We start from the raw sequence: 22,394 nt of genomic DNA, 5'->3' as shown, positions 1-22,394 counted from the left end.
GAGGAATGTGTTGTCGCAGTCGCCTTCGCAGCCGCCCCCGTCCTCGCCCCGCCCCGCGTCGGCCCTCGCCCTCGCCTCCGCTCCTCCCTTGGATCTCATCCGCTGCCACGTCCTCTTCCTGCCTGCCGACCCCTACCGGGCAGGCCGGCTCGCCTTCTGGTCTGCGGACCCGCCGGTCGCCGCCGCGGGCCGGCTCCATGACGACCGGCTCGCTCCCCTGACAGTTGTCGGGGACGACGTACGGCCACACACCGTCGACGCGCTCCACCTGCCCGTACGGGACGCCCTGCCCCTGCTCGCCCGGGCCCGCTTCGACACGAACGCCTCGCCGTCGGCGGCGTTCTGGGGCGCGGCCACCTTGTTCGCGCTGGGCCTCGTCGCGAGGGGGCTGGTCCTGCCGGGGCTCACCGCCGGCGACCACACCGCCTGGCGGGCCGGGCCGCTCTCCGCCGGGGACGTGGCGGCGCTCGGCGATCTGGCCGCGGCCATGCCGCCGTCGGCGCATGCCGTCCCACTGCCAAAGACGGACGAGGAAGGCGCGCTGCTGCTGCCCGAACCGGAGTGGCTGCTCAGGGAGTTCACCGACACCGTGGCCGACACCCTCCCCCGCACCCCCGCCGCCGCACTCGCCGCCGGCGGCCCCGCCTTCGCCGCCATGGACGACGGCCGGCATCAGCGGCCGCGCCCTGGGCTGCGAGCCTGGGCGGCCGGACACGACGCGGGCGTACGGCTGTCGCTGCGTGTCGAACTGGTGGGCGCGGGACCGGAGTCCGGCGCCGGGGACGAGGCCGGAAGCCTGGTCGAGGTCGGAGACCGAATCGGAGCCGGAGACCGGACCGAAGGAGGGCTGAGCGCCGGGCCCGGGGGCCGCGGGACACGGACGCCGTCCTTCCGGGCCGTTCTCCAGATGCACTCCGTGGCCGATCCGGCGCTCGTCGCGGACGCCGCGGACGTATGGTCCGGGACGGCGCCCGGGACCGCCGCGTTCGGGGCGCGGGCCCGGCTGGACGCGCTGCTCGCGCTGCGCCGGGCGGCGCGTGCCTGGCCTTCGCTCACACCGCTGCTGGCCTCGGCCGTGCCCGACGCCATGGAACTCGCGGACGAGGAGATCGCTGAACTCCTCGGCCCGGCCGCCCGTGCCCTCGCGGCCGCCGGGGTCCGCGTCCACTGGCCGCGTGATCTCGCCCACCGGCTGGTCACCCGCGCCGTGATCGGCCCTCCGGACGGGGACGAGGACACCGGCGGCGTGGTGGAACGGGGAACGGGCACGGGATTCCGGGGGCCGGGCGACGGCCTGCCGTCGGTGCTCTCCGCCGACAGCCTGCTCGCCTTCGACTGGCGGTTCTCCCTCGGCGGCAGGGAGATCTCCCGCGCCGAGCTGGACCGGCTCGCCGAGTCCGGCCGCCCGCTCGTGCGGTTGCGCGACCAGTGGGTCCTCGTCGACCCCGAGGAACTGCGGCGGGCCCGCGCCCGGCGCGAGACCAGGCTCGCCCCGGTCGACGCGCTGGGCGCCGTCCTCACCGGCACGGTCGAGGCCGACGGACGGCCGGTCGAGGTCCAGGCCTCGGGCTGGGTGGAGCGACTGCGGGCCCGGCTCGCCGAACCGGAGCGCGGCGAAGGGGAGATCGGGCAACCGGCCGCGCTCGCCGCGACGCTGCGCGACTACCAGCTGCGCGGGCTCGCCTGGCTGAACCGGATGACCTCGCTCGGACTCGGCTGCTGCCTCGCCGACGACATGGGTCTCGGCAAGACGATCACCCTGATCGCGCTGCATCTGCATCGCCGGACCGACCCTCGGTCGGCCGGCCCGACGCTGGTCGTCTGCCCCGCTTCACTGATGGGCAACTGGCAGCGCGAGATCGAGAAGTTCGCGCCCGGCACCCCCGTGCGCCGCTTCCACGGCGCGTCACGCTCCCTGGAGGGCCTCGTCGACGGCGAGTTCGTCCTGACGACCTACGGCACGATGCGGCTGGACGCGCCCCGGCTCGCCGCGCGCCGCTGGGGCCTGGTCGTGGCCGACGAGGCGCAGCACGTCAAGAACCCGTACGCGGCGACGGCCCGCGCGCTGCGCACGCTCGGCGGCGCGGCGCGGGTGGCGCTGACGGGCACCCCGGTCGAGAACGACCTGTCCGAGCTGTGGGCGATCCTGGACTGGACGACCCCGGGTCTGCTCGGCGGGCTCGGAGTATTCCGCGCGCGGTACGCCTCGGCTGTCGAGAGCGGCTCGGATCCGGCTGCGGCGTCCCGACTCGCCGCGCTGGTACGGCCGTTCCTGCTCCGGCGGCGCAAGTCGGATCCGGGTATCGCGCCCGAGTTGCCGCCGAAGACGGAGACCGACCGCGCCGTGCCGCTCACGAACGAGCAGGCGGGGCTGTACGAGGCTGTGGTGCGCGAGACGCTGGCGGCGATCGCGGAGGCGGACGGGATGGAGCGGCGCGGTCTGGTGGTCAAGCTGCTGACGGGCCTGAAGCAGATCTGCAACCATCCCGCGCAGTATCTGAAGGAGGACCGGCCGGATATCGCGGGCCGTTCGGGCAAGTTGGAGTTGCTCGACGAGCTGCTGAACACGATTCTCGCCGAGGGCGGGAGCGGCGGGGGTGTGCTGGTCTTCACGCAGTACGTGGCGATGGGGCGGCTGCTGGAGACGCATCTGGCGGCGCGGGGGGTGGTCACGGAGTTCCTGCACGGGGGTACGCCGGTCGCGCGGCGGGAGGCGATGGTCGCCCGGTTCCAGAGCGGCGAGGTCCCCGTGTTCCTGCTGTCGCTGAAGGCGGCGGGCACCGGTCTCAACCTGACCCGGGCCGGTCATGTCGTCCACTTCGACCGCTGGTGGAATCCGGCCGTCGAGGAGCAGGCCACGGACCGCGCGTACCGGATCGGGCAGACCCGGCCGGTGCAGGTGCACCGGCTCGTCGCCGAGGGCACGGTCGAGGACCGGATCGCGGAACTCCTCGCACGCAAGCGAGCGTTGGCCGACGCGGTGCTCGGCGGAGGCGAGGCGGCCTTGACCGAACTGACGGACTCGGAGCTGGCCGAACTGGTGCGACTGCGTGGGGAGGACGGACGATGAGCGCGTATGGAGACGCCCACGAGAGGCCCGGCGGGCACGACGGCGACGGCCGGTACGAGAGTGGTGCCGGGCGCGGCCGGCGGCCCGGCGGGCACGACGGCGACGGCGAGCGGACGTTCGCCGCCCTGCCCGCCGTACGGGGCGCGGGTTTCGCCCGCACCTGGTGGGGCCGGGCGTGGCTGCGGGCCCTGGAGGACACGGCGCTCGACGGCAAGCAGCTGAAGGCGGGCCGGCAGCACGCCCGGGCCGGGACGGTGGGAGCGGTGTCGGTGCGGCCGGGCCGGATCACGGCCGTGGTGCAGGGCCGGGACGGCACGGCGCACCGGAGTGACGTGCTGGTCCAGGAACTCTCCGGGGAGGAGTGGGACCGGCTCGTCGATCTGGCGGTGGACAGTGCGGGGCACATCGCGGCGTTGCTCGATCGTGAACTGCCGCCGCACCTGGTCGAGGACGCCGCGGCGGCCGGGCTCGAACTGCTGCCGGGCATCGGGGACCTGGAGCCCGAGTGCACCTGCGGTGCCTGGGACCACTGCCCGCACACGGCGGCGCTCTGCTACCAGGTGGCGCGGCTGCTCGACGAGGACCCGTTCATCCTGCTGCTGTTGCGGGGGCGTGGGGAGCGGGCGCTGGTCGCGGCGCTGCAGGAGCGCAGCGCGGCGCGGGCGGCGGACGCGGCGGGCATCCGCGGCGCGGGCGGAGCGGACACGGAGACATGGAGCCGCGGGGCGGGTCCGGCGGGGATGCCGGGATCGGCCGCGGGGGCGGGCGCCGCGGGTCCGGCCGGGGTGTCCGCCGCGGAGGCGTTCGCCGCGCGGGACATCCTGCCGCCGCTGCCCGCTCCCCCGGTTCCGGCCGAGACGCCGGGCGAGCCGCCGTCCCTCGACACGGAAAGCGCACCGGGCCCGGAGGTCGACCCGGCGGCCCTGGAGTTCCTGGTGGCGGACGCGGCGGCGCGGGCGCACCGGATGCTGTCCGGTGCCGGGGCCGTGCTCACGGACCCGCCGTTGACGGTGGATCAGGACGCGATACGGCTTGCCTCCGGCGCACCGTCCGGGTGGATCGCGGCGCGTCTCGCCGAGGGTTCGGGCCGCACCCGTGAGGAGCTCGAACTCGCGGTGACTGCTTGGGGATTCGGCGGATCGGCGGCCCTGGACGTCCTGGAGGGGCGGGTGTTCTTGGACGCCGGGGCACTGCGGCGAGCGGAGGCCCGGCTCGCGACGGCCTGGGACGCGGACGATCGCCCCGTGCTGCGCGGGGCCGGACCGGGCCGATGGGCCGTCGTGGGCGGCGACGGCCGGCTCCGCCTCGGTGCGGACGGCCGCTGGTGGCCGTACCGCGAGAAGGAGGGCCGCTGGGTTCCGGCCGGGCCGGCCACGCAGGATCCCGCGGCTGCCCTGGCCATGACGGCGCGTTAGCCGTTGCCGGTGCGGGACCGAGATGCGGGGGGCCAAGGGTGCGGGGCCTCCCGCCCCTTTTGCCCCCCGCACCGGCCCCGGCCGACCGAGGGGACGTCGGGGGTCAGGCCTTGGTGGCCGTGACCAGCCAGGACGTGCTGCGCAGCCGTACGGTGCCGCCCGTCCCCTCGTGGTCGCGCAGGTGGTCGACGAGGACACGGCGCGCCCGGGCCTGCTCGGCGGGCTCGACCTGCCCCATGAGGTGCCGGCCGGGGCCGGAGGACAGCAGGAAGTCCGCCGCGTCCTCGGCGCTCTCGCCCCAGACGCCGTCCGCCGTCACGCGTTCGGCGTCGACACCGGCGAATCCGGCCGCTTCGAGGACGGAGCGCACCCGGTCGGTGGAGGCCAGGGAGAACATGCCAGGCTGTCCCGGGCGGTCGAAGTCGCCGAGCGGGAGGATGCCGCGCAGCGCGGCCAGGGCCACCACCCAGCCGTTGAGCGCCGGTTCGGCCGGGCAGACGAAGGCGAGCCGGCCGCCGGGGCGCAGGGCGCGGCCGATGTTGCCGAAGGCGGCTTCCGGGTCGGAGAAGAACATCACGCCGTAGCGGCTGATGGCCGCGTCGAAACGGGCGGGTTCGAGCGGGTGCACCTGTGCGTCGCCCTGGGTGAAGGAGACGTTGGCGGCCCCTTCGCTCGCGGCCCGGGCGCGGGCCTCGGCCAGCATGGGACCGGACAGGTCGAGGCCCTCGGCGCGTCCCCGCGGGGCGCGGAGGGCGGCGAGGAGGGTGGTCCGGCCGGAGCCGCAGCCGATGTCCAGGACGTGGTGGCCGGCGGTGATGCGGGCCGCGGTGAGCAGCGGCTCGTCGAATCCTCCGTTGACGGCGTTCCACCGGTCCTGGTGGCGGGCCCAGTGCGCTCCCTCGGGGCCGTTCCACGCCTGCGCCTGGGCGGTGTTGGCGGTCTCGGGCATGAGTGTCTCCTGACGGACGGCGAGCAGGGTTCGGGCGAACGCCCAAACAGTATGGGCACACGCCCATACTCGCAATACCCTTACGATCAGGGGTAGTTCCCGCCCAGGCCGAGAAGTTGGGCGGCCCGCCCGCCGGATGCCCCACGTCCGGCGCGGGGCGAGCCGCCCACGCGCGCCGGCGGGAACGTCCGACCGCAAGGCAGAAGTAGGGGAGAAGCGGCCATGGCACCGCGCGGAGTGGCGACACCGGACGTACGCGAGCGACTGTTCGCGGCGGCCGAACGCATCGTGGAACGGGACGGTCCCGGTGCGCTCACCAGCCGGTCCGTCACCACCGAGGCGGGCTGCGCCAAGGGACTGCTGCACGCGCATTTCGCGGGGCTGGACGTGTTCGTCGCCGAACTCTGCCTGGACCGGTTCGCGCGCACGGCGGCGCGGGCGCGGGCGCTGGCCACACGTGTCGGGGAAGGCACGGTGGCCGGGAATCTCGAAGCCATGGCCCTGGGGATGTTCGAGTCCGGTGGTGCCGCCCTGACCGGGCTCGCGATGACCCGGCCGGCGGTCTCTCCGCTGATCCGCGCCGCCTTGGCGGGCGGGGCTCCCGCCTACGACGCGGTCCAGGAGACGATCGCCGGCTATCTGGAGGCCGAGCGAGAGCGCGGCCGGGTCGCGGCCGGTGTCGATCCGGCGACCGTCGCCCTCGCCGTCGTCGGCACCGCCCACCATCTCCTGATGACCGCCTGGCCGGACGCGCCCGATCCGCGGCCCGCCCTGCGCCGTCTGGTGGCCGCTCTGGTGGCCCCGGCGGCCGGGCTCCCGGCACAGGTCTGAGCCGGGGCCCGGCCGGCACGACGTCCGGCCGCCCGCGCGACTTGACGGACTGCCCCCGTCAGAGGAGCGGCGCGGTGAGTTTGCGGCCCGAGGCGGACGGAACGGCGAGGCTGCAGACGATGCGGTCGTCGCCGAGCAGATAACTGGTGCGGTACGGGTACTGGACGAAGGTCGCCCAGCGCGTGCCGAAGGGCTGTTCGGCGGCCTCGGCACGCAAGGGACCCCGGCACCGGGCGGCGGCCGCGCCCTTGACCTCCGCGTCGGAGGCGTACCGGCCGTCGAGGGCCGGCCGGGCCACGACCTGGGCGTCGTGCGGCGTGTCGCAGGCGCGGCGTACGACGGTGCCGGGCGCGGCGCGGTCGATGTCGAAGCAGTCACCGACCCGCAGGACGTCGTACGGCATGGGACGGGACCGGTCCTTCGGCCCGGCCGGACGAGCCGGTCCGCCGGTGGCGGCGGTGGTCCGCCGGGCGCCGTGGGCCTCCGCCGGGGCGGTGGAGGCGGGAACCACGGAAGCCGGGACGGACCCGCTCGCGGACGAGCCGGGCGCGCCGCCGGGGCCCGTCCCGGTGTGCCGCGGGCGGGGCGGACCGCTCTCGCTCGGTGCCCCGGACGGCCGGGCAGACGGGCCCGTGTCTCCTGGACGGGGCGTGCCGGGCCGGTCGAGCGCGGTTCGTCCGCCGTCCGCACCATGCGCGCCGGGCGTGTCGCGCTTTCCGGCCGTACCGGATGTGCCGTACGCGTCGGGTGTCGCGGACGGGGTGGGCGGCCCGGCGCGCCTGACGCCGTCGGCGTCGCCGCCGCACGCGGTGAGGGTCATGGAAAGCGCGAGCACGGCGGCGAGCGCGGTGGTGAGCGGCAGGGCGACGGCGCCCGGCCGTCTCGGGGGCCGGGTATCGCGGGACGGGGATTCCGTCGGCGGGTGGAGCATGGAACCCAGGTTCGCCCGGCTGGTGCCCGTATGGCGAGCGATCATGGCCTCCTGAGGCACGCCTGTACGCAACCGTGACCTTGTCGCGGCCCGTACGAGACCCTGGACCGGCTCCGCGCCCTCGGGGCCCGGCACGACCGGCTACCCCGCCGTGACCTGGCGCTCCGCCGCGTCGACGGTCTGCGCGAGCAGGACGGCGATGGTCATCGGTCCGACGCCGCCGGGCACGGGGGTGATGAGGGAGGCGCGCTCGGCGGCGCTGTCGAAGTCGACGTCGCCGACGTTGCCGGGGTTGTAGCCCGCGTCGACGACGACGGCGCCCGGCTTGATGTCCTCGCCCTTGATGAACTTCGGCTTGCCCACGGCGGCGACCAGGATGTCCGCCTCGCGGACGGCGGCGGACAGGTCGGTGGTGCGGGAGTGGCAGTAGGTGACGGTGGCGTCACGGCCGAGGAGCAGCAGACCGGCCGGCTTGCCGAGGATGGCGCTGCGGCCGACGACCACGGCCCGCTTGCCACTGAGCTCCACGTCGTAGGCGTCGAGCAGGCGCATGATGCCGCCGGGGGTGCAGGAGACGAAGCCGGGCAGGCCGAAGCCCATGGCGGCGAACGACGCCATGGTGACACCGTCCACGTCCTTCTCCGGGGCGATGGCCTCGAAGGCGGCGCGCTCGTCGATGTGCGGGCCGACCGGGTGCTGCAGCAGGATGCCGTGGACGCCGGGGTCCGCGGAGAGCGCGGTGATCGTCGCGACGAGTTCCTCGGTGGTGGTCTCGGCGGGCAGTTCGACGTGCTTCGAGCGGATGCCCGCCTTCGCGCAGCGGTTCTGCTTCATCTTCACGTACGTCACGGAGGCCGGGTCGGCGCCGACGAGGACGGTGGCGAGGCAGGGCGTGACACCCGTGCGGCGGACGAGTTCGGCGGCGCGCGCCGCGGTCTCCTCGACCGTACGGCGGGCGAGCGCGGTGCCGTCCATGAGGCGTGCGGTGCTGACGGACATGGGCCACTCCTGGGCGTCGTCGCGAAACGGTGGTCGGCCCAGGCGCACGGCAGCGGGGCGGTGGCACGTACGGGTGGGTACGCGCGTCCGCCGGGCCGCTCCCCGGTGGTGATCCACCTCAAGCGCCAGTCACGGCCCGGGACCACTGTACGTGACGGGTGCTCGGCCCGTAGGTGACGGGTGCTCGGCCGTGCGTGCGGGGCGTCGGGGGTGACGGGGCCGTGTCCGGCGGGGGTGGGGTGCGGTCCGGTCGGTGCGGGTGGCGTGGAGGTTCCGATAGGGGCACGAAGGACCGATTGTCCGCGCGCTTGTCGACAGGGCGTGCGCGCCGCACGATGGCCTCGACGCGACGGACGACGCGGCCTGGAGGACGAGTTGAGCGATGCGTGGACAGGGGTGCGACGGGCGCACGAGACGTTCACGAGCGCGGGCGGCGGCTCCGGATCCGCTCCCCCGGGCGGTCCGGCTTCGGGAGCCGGGGCCGATGCCCGTGCCGACGCGGCGGCCGGTGACGGTTCCGCTTCGGCGGCGGTGCGCACGGCCGGCCAACCGCCGGACCCGTCCGGCCTGTCCGGCCTGTCTGGTCCAACCGGGCTGTCCGGCCCTTGTGCGGTAAGGCCGCTGGTCGCCGATTCCTGGCGGCGTTCGGCGCGCGCACAGGTGAGCCCGGACGGCACCGCCCGGATCGAGCTCGACGAGGAGGAGCTGGCCGGCCTGCGGGCGGAGCACCCGCTGGCGGCGGCGATGCCGGTGATCCGCGAGCTGATGGGGGCGTATGCGCACGACGGCGAGCATCTGCTCGCGGTGTGCGACGCGACGGGCCGGATGCTGTGGGTGGAGGGCCATCCGGGGACGCTGCGCAAGGCGCGCGGCATGAACTTCGTGGCCGGGGCGCGCTGGTCGGAAGCGGTGGTCGGGACGAACGCGCCGGGGACGGCGCTCGCCGTCGGCCGGCCGGTGCAGGTGTGCGCGGCGGAGCACTTCCGGCGGCCGGTGCAGGCGTGGACGTGCGCGGCGGCTCCGGTGCACGACCCGTACAGCGGGCGGGCGTTGGGCGCGGTGGACATCACCGGCGGGGACGAGCTCGCGCATCCGCACAGCCTGGCGTTCGTGCAGGCGGTGGCGCGTGCCGCCGAGTCGCAGCTCGCCCTCGTCTCCCCCGCCCCGGCGGCGGACCGGCTGCGGCTGACGGCGCTCGGCCGGGACGAGGCACTCCTCGAACTACCGGGCAGGCGGCTGCGGTTGAGCCGTCGGCACAGCGAGATCCTGGTGATGCTGGCCCGGCGGTCCGAGGGGGTGGCCGGCGACGAACTCCTCACTCTGCTGTACGAGGACGAGTCGGTCACCCCGGTCACGCTGCGGGCCGAGCTGTCCCGGCTGCGGGGCCTGCTCGGCCCGGAACTGCTGGCCTCACGGCCGTACCGGCTGACCCGTGTCGTCGACGCGGATTTCGAGACGGTGGAGCGACGGCTGGCCTCGGGGGCCGTCTCGGCGGCGCTCGGCGGCTATCCGGGTCCGCTGCTGCCGTCCTCGTCCGCGCCCGGGGTGGTGCGGCTGCGGGAGCGGCTCACCGGGCGGCTGCGGGCGGCTCTGGTGGACCGGGCCGATCCGGCGCTGCTCGCGGACTGGGCGTACAGCGCGTGGGGCGAGAACGACGTGACGGTGTGGCGGGCACTGGCCTCGGCCGTTCCGGTCGGCGAAGTACCGGCCGTACGGGCCAGGCTGGCCGCGCTCGACGCCGAACTCGGCGCGGGCGGCGCGGGGTTGCAACGGCATCGCAACGTGACCTCGCGCACACTCGGACCAGACCGCCGGCCAGGGACGGCCGGCGCGGTCCGAGGGAGGCCACACTCATGACCCGTTACGCCGCGCCCGGTACCGAGGGTTCGCTGATGTCGTACGCGACCCGGTACGACCACTGGATCGGCGGCGCGTACGTCGCCCCGGCCGGCGGCCGGTACTTCGAGAACCCGAGCCCCGTCGACGGCCGCGCCTTCACCGAGGTGGCGCGCGGCAGCGCCGAGGACGTGGAGCGCGCCCTGGACGCGGCGCACGCCGCCGCCCCGGCCTGGGGCCGCACCGCGCCGGCCGAGCGGTCGCAGGTCCTGCTGCGGGTCGCGGACCGGATGGAGCAGCACCTGGAGGCGCTGGCGGTCGCGGAGAGCTGGGAGAACGGCAAGCCGGTCCGCGAGACGCTGGCCGCCGACATCCCGCTGGCCATCGACCACTTCCGCTACTTCGCGGGGGCGCTGCGGGCCCAGGAGGGCGCGCTGAGCCAGCTCGACGAGGACACCGTCGCGTACCACTTCCACGAGCCGCTGGGCGTCGTCGCGCAGATCATCCCGTGGAACTTCCCGCTGCTGATGGCGGTCTGGAAGCTGGCGCCCGCGCTGGCCGCGGGCAACGCGGTCGTCCTGAAGCCGGCCGAGCAGACGCCGGTGTCCATCCACTACTGGATGAGCCTGGTCGCCGACCTGCTGCCGCCCGGCGTGGTCAACATCGTCAACGGCTTCGGCGAGGAGGCGGGCAAGCCGCTCGCGTCGTCGGCCCGGGTCGCCAAGATCGCGTTCACCGGCGAGACGACGACGGGCCGGCTGATCATGCGGTACGCGGCGGAGAACCTCAAGCCGGTGACCCTGGAGCTCGGCGGCAAGTCGCCCAACATCTTCTTCGACGACGTGTCGGCGGCGGACGACGACTTCTTCGACAAGGCGCTGGAGGGCTTCGCCATGTTCGCCCTCAACCAGGGCGAGGTGTGCACGTGCCCGTCACGCGCCCTGGTCCAGGGCGGCCACTACCGCGACTTCCTGGAGGCGGCGACCGCCCGCACCGAACTCATCGTGCCGGGCCACCCCCTGGACACGGACACCATGATCGGCGCCCAGGCCTCCGCCGACCAGCTGGACAAGATCCTGTCGTACCTGGAGATCGGCCGGCAGGAGGGCGCCAAGGTCCTGACGGGCGGTCAGCGCCTGGAGCACGGCGGCGACCTGGCGGGCGGCTACTACGTGGAGCCGACCATCCTGGAGGGTGACAACCGCATGCGGGTCTTCCAGGAGGAGATCTTCGGCCCGGTCGTCGCCGTGACCTCCTTCACCGACTTCGACGACGCCATGCGCACCGCCAACGACACCCTCTACGGCCTCGGCGCCGGCGTCTGGACCCGCGACACCACGACCGCCTACCGCGCCGGCCGCGCGATCCAGGCGGGCCGCGTCTGGACGAACTGCTACCACGCCTACCCGGCCCACGCGGCGTTCGGCGGCTACAAGCAGTCGGGGGTGGGCCGTGAGACGCACAAGATGATGCTGGAGCACTACCAGCAGACGAAGAATCTGCTGGTGTCCTACTCGCCGAAGAAGCTCGGCTTCTTCTAGGGGCACATAAAGAGGCGCCTGACCTGGGTTTTGCCCGTCAGGCGCCTCTCACTTGCCTCGCACATCAGAGGGTCGCGTTTACACCGAAACTCCAAGTTTGTCCCACCGGTGCTCGGCGGCGGCCGGGAGCCGCAGGACCGTACCCTGCTCGACACGGCCCGCCGGGAGCTGCGCGAGGAGGCCGGCCTGACGGTCGCCGGCCTCACGCCGTACGCGGTCGAGCACGCCACCGGCAACGACGGGACCCGCGTACCGACCCAGCTCTTCACCGGCCGCTGGAACGGCGACCCGGCTCCTGCGGCACCCCGGCTGGGCGAACGCGGCCGGGGCCTGGCATGTGATCGCGGGCCACTGCGAGGCGGAGGCCGCGAGCGCCTGCCTCGTGCGGGAGGCGTACGAGGAAGCCGGGCTGGTGGTCGACCCCGCCGACTTCGAACTCGTCCACACGGTGCACATGCGGGAGCAGCCCGCGGACCCGCCCCGGATCCAGCTCTTCTTCAGAGCCCGCCGGCCGGGGCACCGTACGATGATCACTCGTACGACGCCCGTCGGCCGACGGGCCGTGACCTGGGGATGGGACGATGTGGCCGCGAGTCGACGGAATGCGTGCGCTGGAACTGGGATTCCCCGGTGACCTGCGGGACCGGCTCAACTCCCTGGTGCTGACCGGCGCCAAGACCGCCACGACCTGCCTGCTCGACGAGTACGCCGACGAGTCCGAGGTCCTGGAGCACGTCGGCGAGCGCCAGGCCCTCCTGGACAACGCGGGCCGGCGCATCGCCACTCTGGTGTACACCCGCGTGGAGGTGATGCCCTTCGGCGAGGTCACCTGGGAGCACGCCCGGGCCGAGGGCGAGGGCGACGCCTCCCTGGATGCCTGGCGCGACGTACACCGACGCTTCTGGGAGCAGGCCGGCACCCCGGTCGACGATCGCACCCCCGTCGTCTGCCTGGCCTTCCGGATGGCGGAAGACCGCTGATCCCCGGCATCCAGGATCACCGCAATCGGTCTTGGGGTGGGGGCTGAAGACACGAAGCCGGGGGCCGCGTACAAGCGCAGAGGCGGCCGCCACGGCGCTGCTTCCGCTGCTGCTCACGGCGCTCGCGGCCTGCCAGTCCGGCAGTTCGGAGGAGGCCGGCGGCGCCCACGCGCTCCCGCCCGCCCTCCAGGGCACCTCCACCGGCCCGGCCGTCGACATCGAGGGCGTCTGCACCTGCCACGTGGAGCTGTCCGGCCGCCGCTGAGGCACCACCACCCGCACCACCAACGTCCCGCCGTCCCCTGGTGCGCCGTGCCCGGCTGGGCGGACCGGTCCTCGCGGGCCCTGCTGCCGGCGGCCGTACGTCCGCGAGGCGGAGCACGCCCGAGGGACCGATGAATCGCTCCGAGCGCTTGGACCGGCCTACCGAGGTCGCCACGGCCACCGGCGGTGGCCCGGCCGTCGCGCCGGGGTCGTGCCGCGCAGTCCGGCGAGCAGTCGCCGCGATTCCTCCCGCGCGGCTCCGTGCGCCGCGGGGGCGTCCTCGGCGAGCCGCTCGCGCAGGGAGAGCGCCTCTTCCGCCAAGGCGACGGCGTCGTCCGTACGGCCGAGCACGAGGTACGCGCGGGCGAGCACATCGAGGCTGCGGGCCAGGTGGGGCGCCTGTGCCGCGGCCTCGGTGCCGGTGGGCCGGCGCAGGGCGGCAACGGAGCGTTCCAGCGGGTCGAGCGCGTCGGCCGGACGGCCGGTCAGCACCCTGCAGAGGCCGAGGGTACACAGAAATCTGGCCGCTTCGACCGCGTGGGCCGCCGGTTCGTCGGCGGCCAGGCGTTGCCAAAGGGCGGCCGACTCTTCGGCGACGACCAGCGCCTCCGGCCCTCGGCGCAGCACCGTCAGGACGATGCAGAGGTCGTTGAGGCAGCGGCCCAGTTCCGCTTCATGCGCCGCCGGGACGGCCTGCGCCAGCCGGCGCAACATCGCCACCGCCCGCATCGCGGGCTCCAGCCCTTCGGCCGCACGTCCGGCCCGTACCCGGTTGATGCCGAGATGCCTGAGCGCGGCGGCAAGCGGGCGCTCGTGGACCGCGGGGCATTCCTGCCAGAGCCGGGTCCGGATGGCCACGGCCTCCTCGGTCCGCGTCAGGGCTTCCACCGGCCGGCCGGCCTCTGCCAGCCATTGGCCCCGGTTGTCCAGGGCCTGCGCCAGCATCGGCTCGAACCCGGCCGGGTTGGCTTCGACCAGCCGCCGCAGCACGGCGATCTCCCGCTCGTTCGTGGCCAGGGCCTCGTCCCGCCTGCCGGCTTCCGCCAGGTCGGCGCTGAGGCCGGACAGTGATTCCGCGAGCCCGCGTTCGTGCGCCGCAGGGTTGCCGCGGGCCAGGCGGGATTGAATGTCGACCGCTTCGCCCGAGGCAGCCAGGGCCTCCGCCCGACGGCCGAGCGCGGCAAGGTCGCGGGCGAGGTTGACAAGGGTGTCGGCGAGATCGGGTTCGTGGGTTTCGGGGTGGACGGCGGCGAGTCGGCGCCGGATGGCCAGGGACTCCGCCGTCGCCTCCAGGGCCTCGGCGCGGCGGCCCTCGTCGGCCAGCCACCCGCCGAGGTCGTGCAGGGCGGTGGCAAGGCGGTGGTCGTGCCGCTCTGGATCCGCCCTGGCCACCGGGCGCAGCAGCTCCACTGCTTCGGCCAGAGCTTGTCCGGCCTCGGCGCGGCAGCCGGTCTGGGCCAGCCAGAGGCCGAGATTGACGAGTGCTTCCGCCAGGCCGGTCTTATCGGGAGTGGAGTCGGCCCAGCGCCGCCAGAGGGACACCGCGCGTTCGCTCGCCGCCAGGGCCTCCGGGGTCCTTCCCGTGCGCCAGAGGTAGTTGCCGAGGCCGTTCAGGGATTCCGCCAGGTTGACCTCGAAGGCGGTCCGCACCGTGGCCGCGGCCGCCTCCCAGTCCTCCACCGCCCGTTCCATGGCTGCGACGGCCAGGTCGTACTGTCCGGCGTACGAGTGACGAACGGCGGTCTCGGAGCGGATCAGCGCCCGCAGCACCAGCCGCTGCGACTCGTCTTCCAGCGGCGTCTCGACGATGACCCGCTCGCCGAGACGGGCCGTCAGCGCGGCCATCCCCACGTCCAGGTCGACGTGGCGGTGTGGGGGAAAGTGCCCGGCGATGGCTTGGCCCAGCGGGGTGTCCAGCCGGTCGAGGCGGGCGATGCCGGCCAGTGCGGCGCTTCCGCCGTCGACCGCGAGCCGGGGATCGTCACGCAGCAGCGGCCGCAGGTGTCCTGACCCGACGTGCGGCCAGCGCTCGGCTGCGGCGGCCAGGAAGGTGACCGCCCTCGGGGTCCAGGCCGGGGCGGTGCCGTCGCCGTCACGGCCGAGGAGGGTGCGTACGGCGGCCGCCGCCCAGGGCGAGGACGGATAGTCGGCGCGATGACCGGGGAGGGTGAGAGCGATGAAGTCCTCGGCGAGGCGGTCGGGGTACAACGGCTCCAGAACCGGCATGCCGGCCGCAGGGCCTGCGCCCGCTTCGGCGTACGGGCCCGGTGCGCCGTCCGGCGGGTAGCAGACGGCGTGATCGCGGCAGACCTGTCCGGCAGGGCCGATGCCGAGCGATGCGAGTACGGCGGTACCGGCGGAACGTGGGAGCGGGCCGGTGAGCGCCGCCACGAAGACGACGTGGCGCATCACTTCAGGGGCGGTCCGGAAGGTGCGCTTCACCGGGTCCAGCTCGTGGGTACCGTCGCCGGACAACCGGGCCCAGTGGGCATGCTCGCGGTCCAGCAGGTACGTCGTCAGGCCCGCCGCCGCCCCCTCGGGCGGCGGGAGGCCCGCGGCGTGGGCGTCGACGGCCACCAGCGCGGCCATGTGAACAGCCAGCGTGAGGCCGAAGTCAGGATGGTCCAGACCGCTCGGCACCGGGACGGCCTCCGGGTTGCCGAGCCCGTAGCGGGCCGCGAAGGCGCGCCGCGCCGCGTCGAACATCGGCCGGCGACCTCCGCCTCCCTCGTCCGGCTCCAACGGCTGCAGGTACCGGGTGGAGGTGCCCGCCTGCTGGTTGGTGAGGGAGGCCCGCAGAGCCGGCCACGCGTCCGCGGTACGGGCGAGCAGCAGCACCCTGGCCCGTACTCCGGACTGGTGCAGGAGCGCGTTGCTCAGCAGCCATGCCAGGTGGCTCTGGGGCCAGCGGTCGGCGTAGTCGACGATCAGCAGCATCCCGGCTGCCCCGTCCGCGCGGAGATCCTGGCTGCCGGGCGGCGGCAGCACACTGCCCGGGCCGTGGGTGGCCGTGATCACCTTCCAGCCGGCGTCGACGGCCTCGCCGGCGAAGCGGGCCGCGAGCCGGGACTTGCCCTGCCCGCCCGGGCCGTGCAGCCAGCGGGCGGCGAGCCGGGGGCCGTCGCGGCACCAGCGGCGCAGATCCGCGAGCTCGCTTCGCCGGCCCGTGAACTCGACCACGGCGAAGCGGGCGTTGAGCATCCGGCTCGGCAGCTCGCGGAGGAACTCCGGATCGGTGTTCGGGGCCGGACGCCACTCCTCCAGTACATAGAGCGGCAGCCCGTCGCCGAAGACGTGGACGGATGCGCCCACCACCCCGTACGCGAAGCCGCCGACAGCCGTGACATTCTGCCGGACGGACGACGGCACCGCGGACTGCCCGGTCCCGGTCCCGGTCCCACCGCCCTCATCCATGGTCTGCCTGCACGGCTTCGCCGGGCGGCGGCAGGGCGGGACCCGCGTGGTAGTGGATGTCACCGCCCTGGACGCCGAATGCGGTGCCCTGGCCATGAGCGGTGACCTGCTGCACCCAACGGGGCTCGCCCTGCGGCAGAGCCGGACGTATCTCGTCCAGGAGAGCACGCAGTTCGTCCGCGGCGGCCGGGTTCTCGCGGAGGAAGGCGACCAGCCTGCGGTTCCAGACCGGCACGAGTTCTCGTCGCACGCCGGGACCGTCGGCCTCGCTCAGGACCAGTTCGGCATCGGCGTCCAACTGATGCTCGACGGTCGTCTGCCGGGGTGGCTCACCGCGTCCGAGCAGCCTGGCGGTACCGGTCCGGGCCGCTTCCCAGGCATCGGTGGCCATCGCTGCCACCACGGTGGTGGCACCGGACAAGGCGAGGGCGGCAAGGGTCTGGTCCAGCACCGGAACTCCTCCACGTCGAAGGCACGGACGGCATCATGCGGCCGGAGCGGGCACGTCCGGCACCGCCGGCGACTGCGGCCGGCCGGCACCGCCCCCTCCCACTCCTGCGTCTCCGTCAGGACAACGCTCGGGTGGGCGGAAAGGATCCCCTGGCCGAGAGCGCCCGCGCCATTCTTTGGACGCGGTGGTGGATCACCTGCGTTTTGGCCAACACCTCCATCAGCAGGGGCCTTTGTGCCGCACGGGTCCGTGTATCGCGAACACGAGTCGACCCGCTGCGCCCGGGGTACCCGACACGACTGAAATACGTGCGTTCGAAAGCGCAAGCGGCGTCGTTGGGCTTCGTGACACCGCTCGGACATATCTGGAGGCGCATGGAGATCAGCCGGATCATCCACCGAGTCCGTTCAGCGCTCGCGGGCGGCCCTCCGTGGCGGCCACCAGACTTCCGGAACCGCGCTCCGAGGCTGGGCCGCGGAGCGTCGCGGGCCCCGTACGCGTTGGTGTCCACGCACACCGTGGCCCCGCACGGCACCCGCGAGGGCGACGACAGCACCTTCGTCCTCGGCGAGCGCGACAAGCCGACCGGCCCCGATCCATACATCATCCCCCCAGACGATCGGAGACCGACCGTGGACCTCAGCGAGATCACGAGGAGGGCCATGCGCGTCCATGGCCTCTACGACGAACTCAACCGGGCCAGGCACGGCCGCACCTGGCAGCCGCACGACTTCGTGCTCGGCTTCGTCGGCGATGTCGGCGACCTCGCCAAACTCACCCAGGCCGCCGACGGCGTCCGGCCGGCACCGCCGGGAAACGGCCTCGGGCACGAGTTGGCGGACTGCCTGTGGTCCGTCGTCGTGATCGCCGAGCTCTACGGCATCGACCTCGAAGCCGCCTTCACCACGACCATGCGGCAGTTGGAGGAGTCCATCACCAGCGACCTGGGGAAGGGGACGACGCGGTGAGGCGGGTCGAGTTCGACGAGCAGGCGTACGCCCACAGGTCCCGGACCGGGCCGTGCTTCATCTGCCGCATGCTGGCCGGGGATCCCGAGTTCCGGCACGAGATCGTCTACCTCGACGAACACCATGTCGTGTTCCTGGACCGGTACCCGACCCTGCTCGGCAAACTGCTGGTCGCTCCGGTCCAGCACCGCGAGGACGTGATCGGCGACTTCACCGAGGAGACGTCCACCGCGCTCTGGCAGGTCGTCCACCGCGCCGGGGCGGCGCTCGAGAAGACGGTTCCGACCGAGCGGATCTACGTGCTGAGCCTCGGCTCGAAGAGCGGAAATTCCCATGTCCACATTCACGTGGCCGCGTTGCCGCCCGGCGTGCCGTACGACCGGCAACAGACCGCCGCCCTGCTGTGGGAGAGCGCCGGACTGCTTGAGGTGCCGGCCGAGGAGACCGCAGGGATCGCCGGCCGGTTGAGGGCCGCTCTCGCGCCAGGAGCGGACCGTCTTCACATGGGGCCCTCCGCCGGCGCGGCCGCAGACATGCCCGACCGGCGGGTGCGGGAGTTCGCCGAGACAGCGGTCGGGCGCGTCAGCGTCTGGACGGACGTCTCCGGGGCCCGGACGGGCAGCCGCGTGTGGCATGCCCGCGGCACCGAGGGCGGCGAGTGGTTCGTGAAAGTCCACCGGAGCGACCGCTTCCATGCCCGGGAGGTGACCGCCTACCGAACCTGGGTGCCCACTCTGGGCGCGGCCGTGCCCAGGCTGGTGGCCGCCGACGCGGGGCTGCGGGCGGTGGTACTCACGGCGGTGAGAGGCCGGTCTCTGCACGGAGCCGTCCACCCGCCCGGGCAGCAGCGGCAGATCTTCCGGCACATCGGGCGGCTCGCGGCAAGCATCCACCGCAGTGCCCCGCCCCGTCCGGGCGCCGGAACGCTGTGGCTGGGGAAGCTGGAGCGGCATCTGGACGGCGCCCGCGCCCATCTCGTAGCCCGGGACGAGGAGTTCATCCGCGCCATCACCGGGACCGCCGCCGCCTTGCCCGCCCCGGAGGCGGTTCCCACGCATGGTGACTTCCAGCTGCGCAACCTGCGCTGGGACGAGTCCGCCGACATCCTGTACGTCATCGACTTCGAACGGTCGGAGGAAGGCCCGGCGCTCAGGGACTTCGTCCGGCTCTCCGACGCCTGGCACGGCCGGCCCGACCTCTTTCAGGCCGTGATGGACGGCTATGGCCGCCCCCTCACCCCGGAAGAAGAGAACCAGCTCACGGTCTTGTCCGTCCTCGATGCCGTCTCCGGCATCTCCTACGGCGCCGCCCACGGCGATCCCGAGCCGGTGGAGCGCGGCCTGCGCACCCTGGCCCGGCTCCGTACCGCACAGCGCCCCTGACCGACCGCCCCCTCCGACCACGAGGAGCAGCACGTTGACATACACCGCCCGCGACCAGTGGGAGCAGCACTTCAGCGACGGAAAGGGGTTCCGGCAGCTCGGTGAGCGCGAGCGAGAACTCCTCGCCGAGCACACCCCCGTCCCCGACGGTGGCGGCCGGGCGCTCGACGTCGGATGCGGAACCGGCGAGCCGGCCGCCTACCTCGCCTCGCTCGGGTACACCGTGGACGCCCTGGACTTCGCCGACAGCGCCCTGGCCCGGGCTCGCGAGGAGCACGCCGGCGTCAAGGGCGTGCGGTGGCTGCACCTGGACATCGAGCACGACGACCCGGCCCCGCTCCACGCCGCGGGCTACGGCCTGATCACGCTCCGCCTGGTATACCCGTTCGTGCGGGACAGGGGGCGGGTCGTTCACGGGTTGGGTGAGCGGCTGCGGGACGGCGGCGCTCTCGTCGTGATCACGCCGGTGGCGGAGAACACGCCTGAGGAGCGGCGCGGCATCGCGCTGGACGAGGACGAGATCGCCGTGCTCGCCGCCGGCTGGGAGACGGTGGAGCGGCTGGACGCGGACGGCTTGGCTGTCCTGGTCCTGCGAGGTCCCTGCCACGCCGACACCCGGGCCGTAGAGAAGAGGCCGACCACCGGCCACGCGCTGACCGGCGCCCTCGCGGTCGTCACCGACCGCGCCGGGCGGGTCCTGCTCGGCCGCTCCCGGCGCGGCATGCTCGATCTCCCCGGCGGCAAGACGAGCGGTGCGGAGGACTTCGCCGCAGCGGCAGTCCGCGAACTCGCCGAGGAGACGGGCCTGGTGGCCGATCCGGCGGACGCGCATGTCGTGTCGATGCTGGTGGACGACAGCCACGGCATCCCCCGGCTCACGGCCGTCGTCCGGATCAACGCGTGGACAGGAACTCTGACCAACGCGGAGGCGGACAAGTTCGACCGCTGGGAGTTCTTCGACCTGCACGCCTTGGCCTGCGTCGGCCCCGTCTTCGCCCCGGCCGCATCCGCGCTGGACGTCGTGTGGCCCGGCGTCATCCCGGACCTGCCGCCCGTGGTCTCCTACCCGCTCGCCGCCGAACGGCCGCCCGTGCCGGGCGAGCCGGCCGAGGCCGCCCGGCTGCGCCAGGCGATGGCCAAGACGGTCATCGACGGCGGCTGGGCTTCCTCCGAGCCGGTCCGGCAGGCGCTGCGGACCGTACCGCGTCACCGCTTCGCCCCGGAGACGAACCTCGCGACCGCGTACGACGGCGGTGACCGGGCCGTCGTCACCCGCCGCGACGAGACCGGAACGGCGATCAGCTCGGTGTCCGCGGCCTGGCTCCAAGCTCGCATGATCGAGAACCTGGCTCTGGCGCCCGGCGCGATCGTGTTCGAGGCGGGCTCCGGCGGCTACAACGCCGAGTTGATCGCCCACGTCACCGGCCCCAGGGGGCGGGTAGTGACCGCCGACATCGACCCGTGGGTCGTGCGCCGCACCCGTGCCTTCACCACCGAGGCCGGCAGCGGACGCGTCGCCGTCGTCGAAGCCGACGGTGCCCTCGGCGCGCCTGCCCACCTCGTGCCCCGCGGCGGCTTCGACGGCAGCGTGATCACCTACAACTGCTGGGACATCGCCCCGGCCTGGCGCGAGCAGCTGGCCGAAGGAGGGCGCCTGGTCCTGCCGCTGGAGATCGGGGGCTACACCCGCGCGATCGCTTTCGAGCGGCGCGGCGAGGTACTGCACGCGTGTGGGTGGACCTACTGCGGCTTCGTCCGTGACCAGGGACAGCAAGCCCGCACCATCCCGGTCGTCTCCCTGCTCGACGGCGGGCTGACGCTCCGCTTCGAGCATGGCACCGCCGCCGACACGACGGGCTTGGAGCAGGCGTTGCACGGGCAGCGGCACGAGGTCGCCACCGGTGTGACGATGGGGGCGGCCACCTCCTATTTCGGCTCCTTGCAGCTGTACGCGGCCACCACCCTGCCTTCCTTCTGCCGGCTGGCCGCTCACCAGGCCCCGACCGAGGGAGTGACCGCCATCGGGAAGGACCGTGACGCGCCTGCGGTCGTCGGCGATGCCTCGCTCGCCTACCTGACCCACGTACAGACCAAGGACGGCGAACGCCCCGAGGACAAGGCGTGGGAGTGGGTCGTCCACGCCTTCGGCGAGCAGGGACCCGAGCTCGCCGAGCAGCTGACGGCCACGGCCCGGGCCTGGGACCGTCACGTGCGCGCCGACGACAACGACAAGCACGCCGATCCCGTCCTGACGGCCCATCCGGCCGGCACGCCCGGCCACCTGCTGCCTGTCGGCGACGTGGTGGACAAGACGTCCTGTCGGCTGGTGTTCCGGTGGCCGGGCCGGGCCGGGCACCTCCCGGCCCCCGCGCGGCCCACGGGCGCGCTCGCCGCAACCACGGGAGAGGCATGATCGTCTGGCTGAACGGGCCGTTCGGCGGCGGCAAGACCACCCTCGCCGCCGGGCTGCGCCGCGCCCTGCCCGGCGCGACGGTCGCCGACCCGGAGGCCGTCGGTGACCTGCTGCACAGCACGCTCGCCGGACACACCCTCCGGCCCAAGGACTACCAGGACCTGCCGCTACGGCGGCACCTGACCAGCGCTTTCGTCGCCGGCCTGGCCCAGCACACAGGCGGCCCCGTCATCGTGCCGATGACGGTCCCCGACCCCGCCTACGCCGAGGAGATCTTCACCCCGCCGCGCCAGGCCGACGGCGGCTTTCACCACCTCGTGGTGCACACCGCTCCAGTGGTACTCCGGGAGCGGATCGTGGCCGGCCGGGAGTTCCCCGGCGACGAGGCACGCAGCGAAGCCGTACGCGCCTACCGCCGCCGGCGGGCAACCGACTACAGGCAGGCCGCCACCGGCTGGATGCACGCCGACGGCCACGTCATCGACGCCAGCGCCCTCACACCCGAGCAGACCCTCGACGCGGCCCTCACCCACCTGCGACTCCCGGCCCCCGCCCGGCCCCCGGGCCAGCCAGGTGGGCGGTGGGCGGTGGGCGGTGGGCGGTGGGCGGTGGGCGGTGGGCGGTGGGCGGTGGGACGGTCAACGACCTGGGTGCGGAATTCAATGAAAAGGCCCCCGCGCTCGCGGTGGGGGGAGCGAACACGATGCGCAGGAAGGGATCGGCTCCCCGTTCGGTCTGGCCCACCAGGACGTGCCGGACCATACGGTGGCCAAGGTCGGCGAGCGGCGCGCCGAGCCGTGCGGCGCGTCCTCCTCGCAGGATTCGGACTCCCCGATCGCACCATGGCCGGACATGTCCGGAACAGCCGAGGCAGGCCAATCCGAATCCAAACCGTAACGGGAGTCGATCACCTCCACCGGTAAGATCGAATTCGTTTTGATCTTCGTCCG

The 22,394-nt window shown here is 73.9% G+C and carries 17 protein-coding genes, 1 pseudogene and 1 riboswitch; of the genes and pseudogenes, 13 read left to right on the top strand and 5 right to left on the bottom strand.

Annotated features, from left to right (window positions below; all coding sequences use genetic code 11):
* The first annotated feature begins 88 nt into the window (after positions 1 to 88).
* Positions 89 to 3,070 (top strand): DEAD/DEAH box helicase, encoded by a 2,982-nt coding sequence (locus tag ACGFRB_RS24345; RefSeq protein ID WP_393245889.1) that lies wholly within the window; start codon positions 89 to 91, stop codon positions 3,068 to 3,070.
* Positions 3,067 to 4,485 (top strand): SWF or SNF family helicase, encoded by a 1,419-nt coding sequence (locus ACGFRB_RS24340; protein ID WP_393245887.1) that lies wholly within the window; start codon positions 3,067 to 3,069, stop codon positions 4,483 to 4,485. Before ACGFRB_RS24345 ends, ACGFRB_RS24340 begins: the two co-directional genes overlap by 4 nt.
* A 103-nt stretch (positions 4,486 to 4,588) precedes the next feature.
* Here the strand turns inward: ACGFRB_RS24340 and ACGFRB_RS24335 are convergent, their stop codons facing one another.
* Complete coding sequence (locus ACGFRB_RS24335) at positions 4,589 to 5,434, bottom strand: class I SAM-dependent methyltransferase (protein ID WP_393245886.1); 846 nt, start codon at positions 5,432 to 5,434, stop codon at positions 4,589 to 4,591.
* Positions 5,435 to 5,656: 222 nt separating this feature from the next.
* Between ACGFRB_RS24335 and ACGFRB_RS24330 the strand changes: the two genes are divergently transcribed.
* Positions 5,657 to 6,265 (top strand): TetR/AcrR family transcriptional regulator, encoded by a 609-nt coding sequence (locus tag ACGFRB_RS24330; RefSeq protein WP_393245884.1) that lies wholly within the window; start codon positions 5,657 to 5,659, stop codon positions 6,263 to 6,265.
* A 58-nt stretch (positions 6,266 to 6,323) separates the two neighbouring features.
* Here the strand turns inward: ACGFRB_RS24330 and ACGFRB_RS24325 are convergent, their stop codons facing one another.
* Positions 6,324 to 7,241 (bottom strand): hypothetical protein, encoded by a 918-nt coding sequence (locus tag ACGFRB_RS24325; RefSeq protein ID WP_393245882.1) that lies wholly within the window; start codon positions 7,239 to 7,241, stop codon positions 6,324 to 6,326.
* 96 nt (positions 7,242 to 7,337) lie between these two features.
* Positions 7,338 to 8,195: a tetrahydrofolate dehydrogenase/cyclohydrolase catalytic domain-containing protein gene (locus tag ACGFRB_RS24320; RefSeq protein ID WP_363010648.1), complete on the bottom strand. Its 858-nt coding sequence runs from the start codon at positions 8,193 to 8,195 to the stop codon at positions 7,338 to 7,340.
* A 29-nt stretch (positions 8,196 to 8,224) separates the two neighbouring features.
* Positions 8,225 to 8,338, bottom strand: a riboswitch (ZMP/ZTP riboswitch).
* Positions 8,339 to 8,762: 424 nt separating this feature from the next.
* Here ACGFRB_RS24320 and ACGFRB_RS24315 point away from each other — a divergent pair.
* The 6 genes and pseudogenes from ACGFRB_RS24315 to ACGFRB_RS24290 all read left to right on the top strand — a co-directional run bounded on the left by ACGFRB_RS24315 (position 8,763) and on the right by ACGFRB_RS24290 (position 12,817).
* On the top strand, positions 8,763 to 10,052 hold the full coding sequence (locus ACGFRB_RS24315; protein ID WP_393246000.1) for a GAF domain-containing protein: 1,290 nt from the start codon (positions 8,763 to 8,765) through the stop codon (positions 10,050 to 10,052).
* Positions 10,049 to 11,572, top strand: a complete 1,524-nt coding sequence (locus tag ACGFRB_RS24310; protein WP_363010646.1) for an aldehyde dehydrogenase family protein — start codon at positions 10,049 to 10,051, stop codon at positions 11,570 to 11,572. Before ACGFRB_RS24315 ends, ACGFRB_RS24310 begins: the two co-directional genes overlap by 4 nt.
* A 108-nt stretch (positions 11,573 to 11,680) precedes the next feature.
* Positions 11,681 to 11,812 (top strand): annotated as a pseudogene (locus ACGFRB_RS24305) (NUDIX domain-containing protein); the annotation flags it as partial.
* Between the two features lie 97 nt (positions 11,813 to 11,909).
* The gene (locus ACGFRB_RS24300; RefSeq protein WP_393245880.1) at positions 11,910 to 12,206 is read left to right on the top strand and encodes an NUDIX domain-containing protein; all 297 of its coding nucleotides are present in this window, start codon (positions 11,910 to 11,912) and stop codon (positions 12,204 to 12,206) included.
* Positions 12,175 to 12,552, top strand: a complete 378-nt coding sequence (locus ACGFRB_RS24295) for an ASCH domain-containing protein (protein WP_393245878.1) — start codon at positions 12,175 to 12,177, stop codon at positions 12,550 to 12,552. The genes ACGFRB_RS24300 and ACGFRB_RS24295 overlap by 32 nt, the downstream gene beginning before the upstream one ends.
* 31 nt (positions 12,553 to 12,583) lie before the next feature.
* A complete protein-coding gene (locus ACGFRB_RS24290) occupies positions 12,584 to 12,817 on the top strand; it encodes a hypothetical protein (protein WP_393245876.1) in 234 nt (77 codons plus the stop codon).
* 158 nt (positions 12,818 to 12,975) lie between these two features.
* Here ACGFRB_RS24290 and ACGFRB_RS24285 read toward each other — a convergent pair whose 3' ends face one another.
* The gene (locus ACGFRB_RS24285; RefSeq protein ID WP_393245874.1) at positions 12,976 to 16,185 is read right to left on the bottom strand and encodes a tetratricopeptide repeat protein; all 3,210 of its coding nucleotides are present in this window, start codon (positions 16,183 to 16,185) and stop codon (positions 12,976 to 12,978) included.
* Between the two features lie 37 nt (positions 16,186 to 16,222).
* Positions 16,223 to 16,681 carry a hypothetical protein gene (locus ACGFRB_RS24280; RefSeq protein WP_393245872.1) on the bottom strand — a complete coding sequence of 153 codons (459 nt, stop codon included), beginning with the start codon at positions 16,679 to 16,681 and terminating at the stop codon, positions 16,223 to 16,225.
* 503 nt (positions 16,682 to 17,184) lie between these two features.
* Between ACGFRB_RS24280 and ACGFRB_RS24275 the strand changes: the two genes are divergently transcribed.
* Genes ACGFRB_RS24275 through ACGFRB_RS24260 form a run of 4 tightly spaced genes read left to right on the top strand, consistent with a single transcriptional unit; the run spans position 17,185 to position 22,367 of the window.
* Positions 17,185 to 17,649: a MazG nucleotide pyrophosphohydrolase domain-containing protein gene (locus tag ACGFRB_RS24275; RefSeq protein WP_393245870.1), complete on the top strand. Its 465-nt coding sequence runs from the start codon at positions 17,185 to 17,187 to the stop codon at positions 17,647 to 17,649.
* The gene (locus ACGFRB_RS24270; RefSeq protein WP_393245869.1) at positions 17,646 to 19,031 is read left to right on the top strand and encodes a phosphotransferase; all 1,386 of its coding nucleotides are present in this window, start codon (positions 17,646 to 17,648) and stop codon (positions 19,029 to 19,031) included. The genes ACGFRB_RS24275 and ACGFRB_RS24270 overlap by 4 nt, the downstream gene beginning before the upstream one ends.
* Before the next feature lie 34 nt (positions 19,032 to 19,065).
* On the top strand, positions 19,066 to 21,444 hold the full coding sequence (fxlM, locus tag ACGFRB_RS24265; protein WP_393245867.1) for a methyltransferase, FxLD system: 2,379 nt from the start codon (positions 19,066 to 19,068) through the stop codon (positions 21,442 to 21,444).
* Positions 21,441 to 22,367 carry an AAA family ATPase gene (locus ACGFRB_RS24260; protein WP_393245865.1) on the top strand — a complete coding sequence of 309 codons (927 nt, stop codon included), beginning with the start codon at positions 21,441 to 21,443 and terminating at the stop codon, positions 22,365 to 22,367. The genes fxlM and ACGFRB_RS24260 overlap by 4 nt, the downstream gene beginning before the upstream one ends.
* The last annotated feature ends 27 nt before the right edge of the window (positions 22,368 to 22,394 follow it).

The organism is Streptomyces sp. NPDC048718, assembly GCF_043198875.1.
GTDB lineage: Bacteria > Actinomycetota > Actinomycetes > Streptomycetales > Streptomycetaceae > Streptomyces.
Note: the sequence above shows the minus strand (reverse complement) of the source record. Positions and strands in the feature narration are given on the sequence as shown.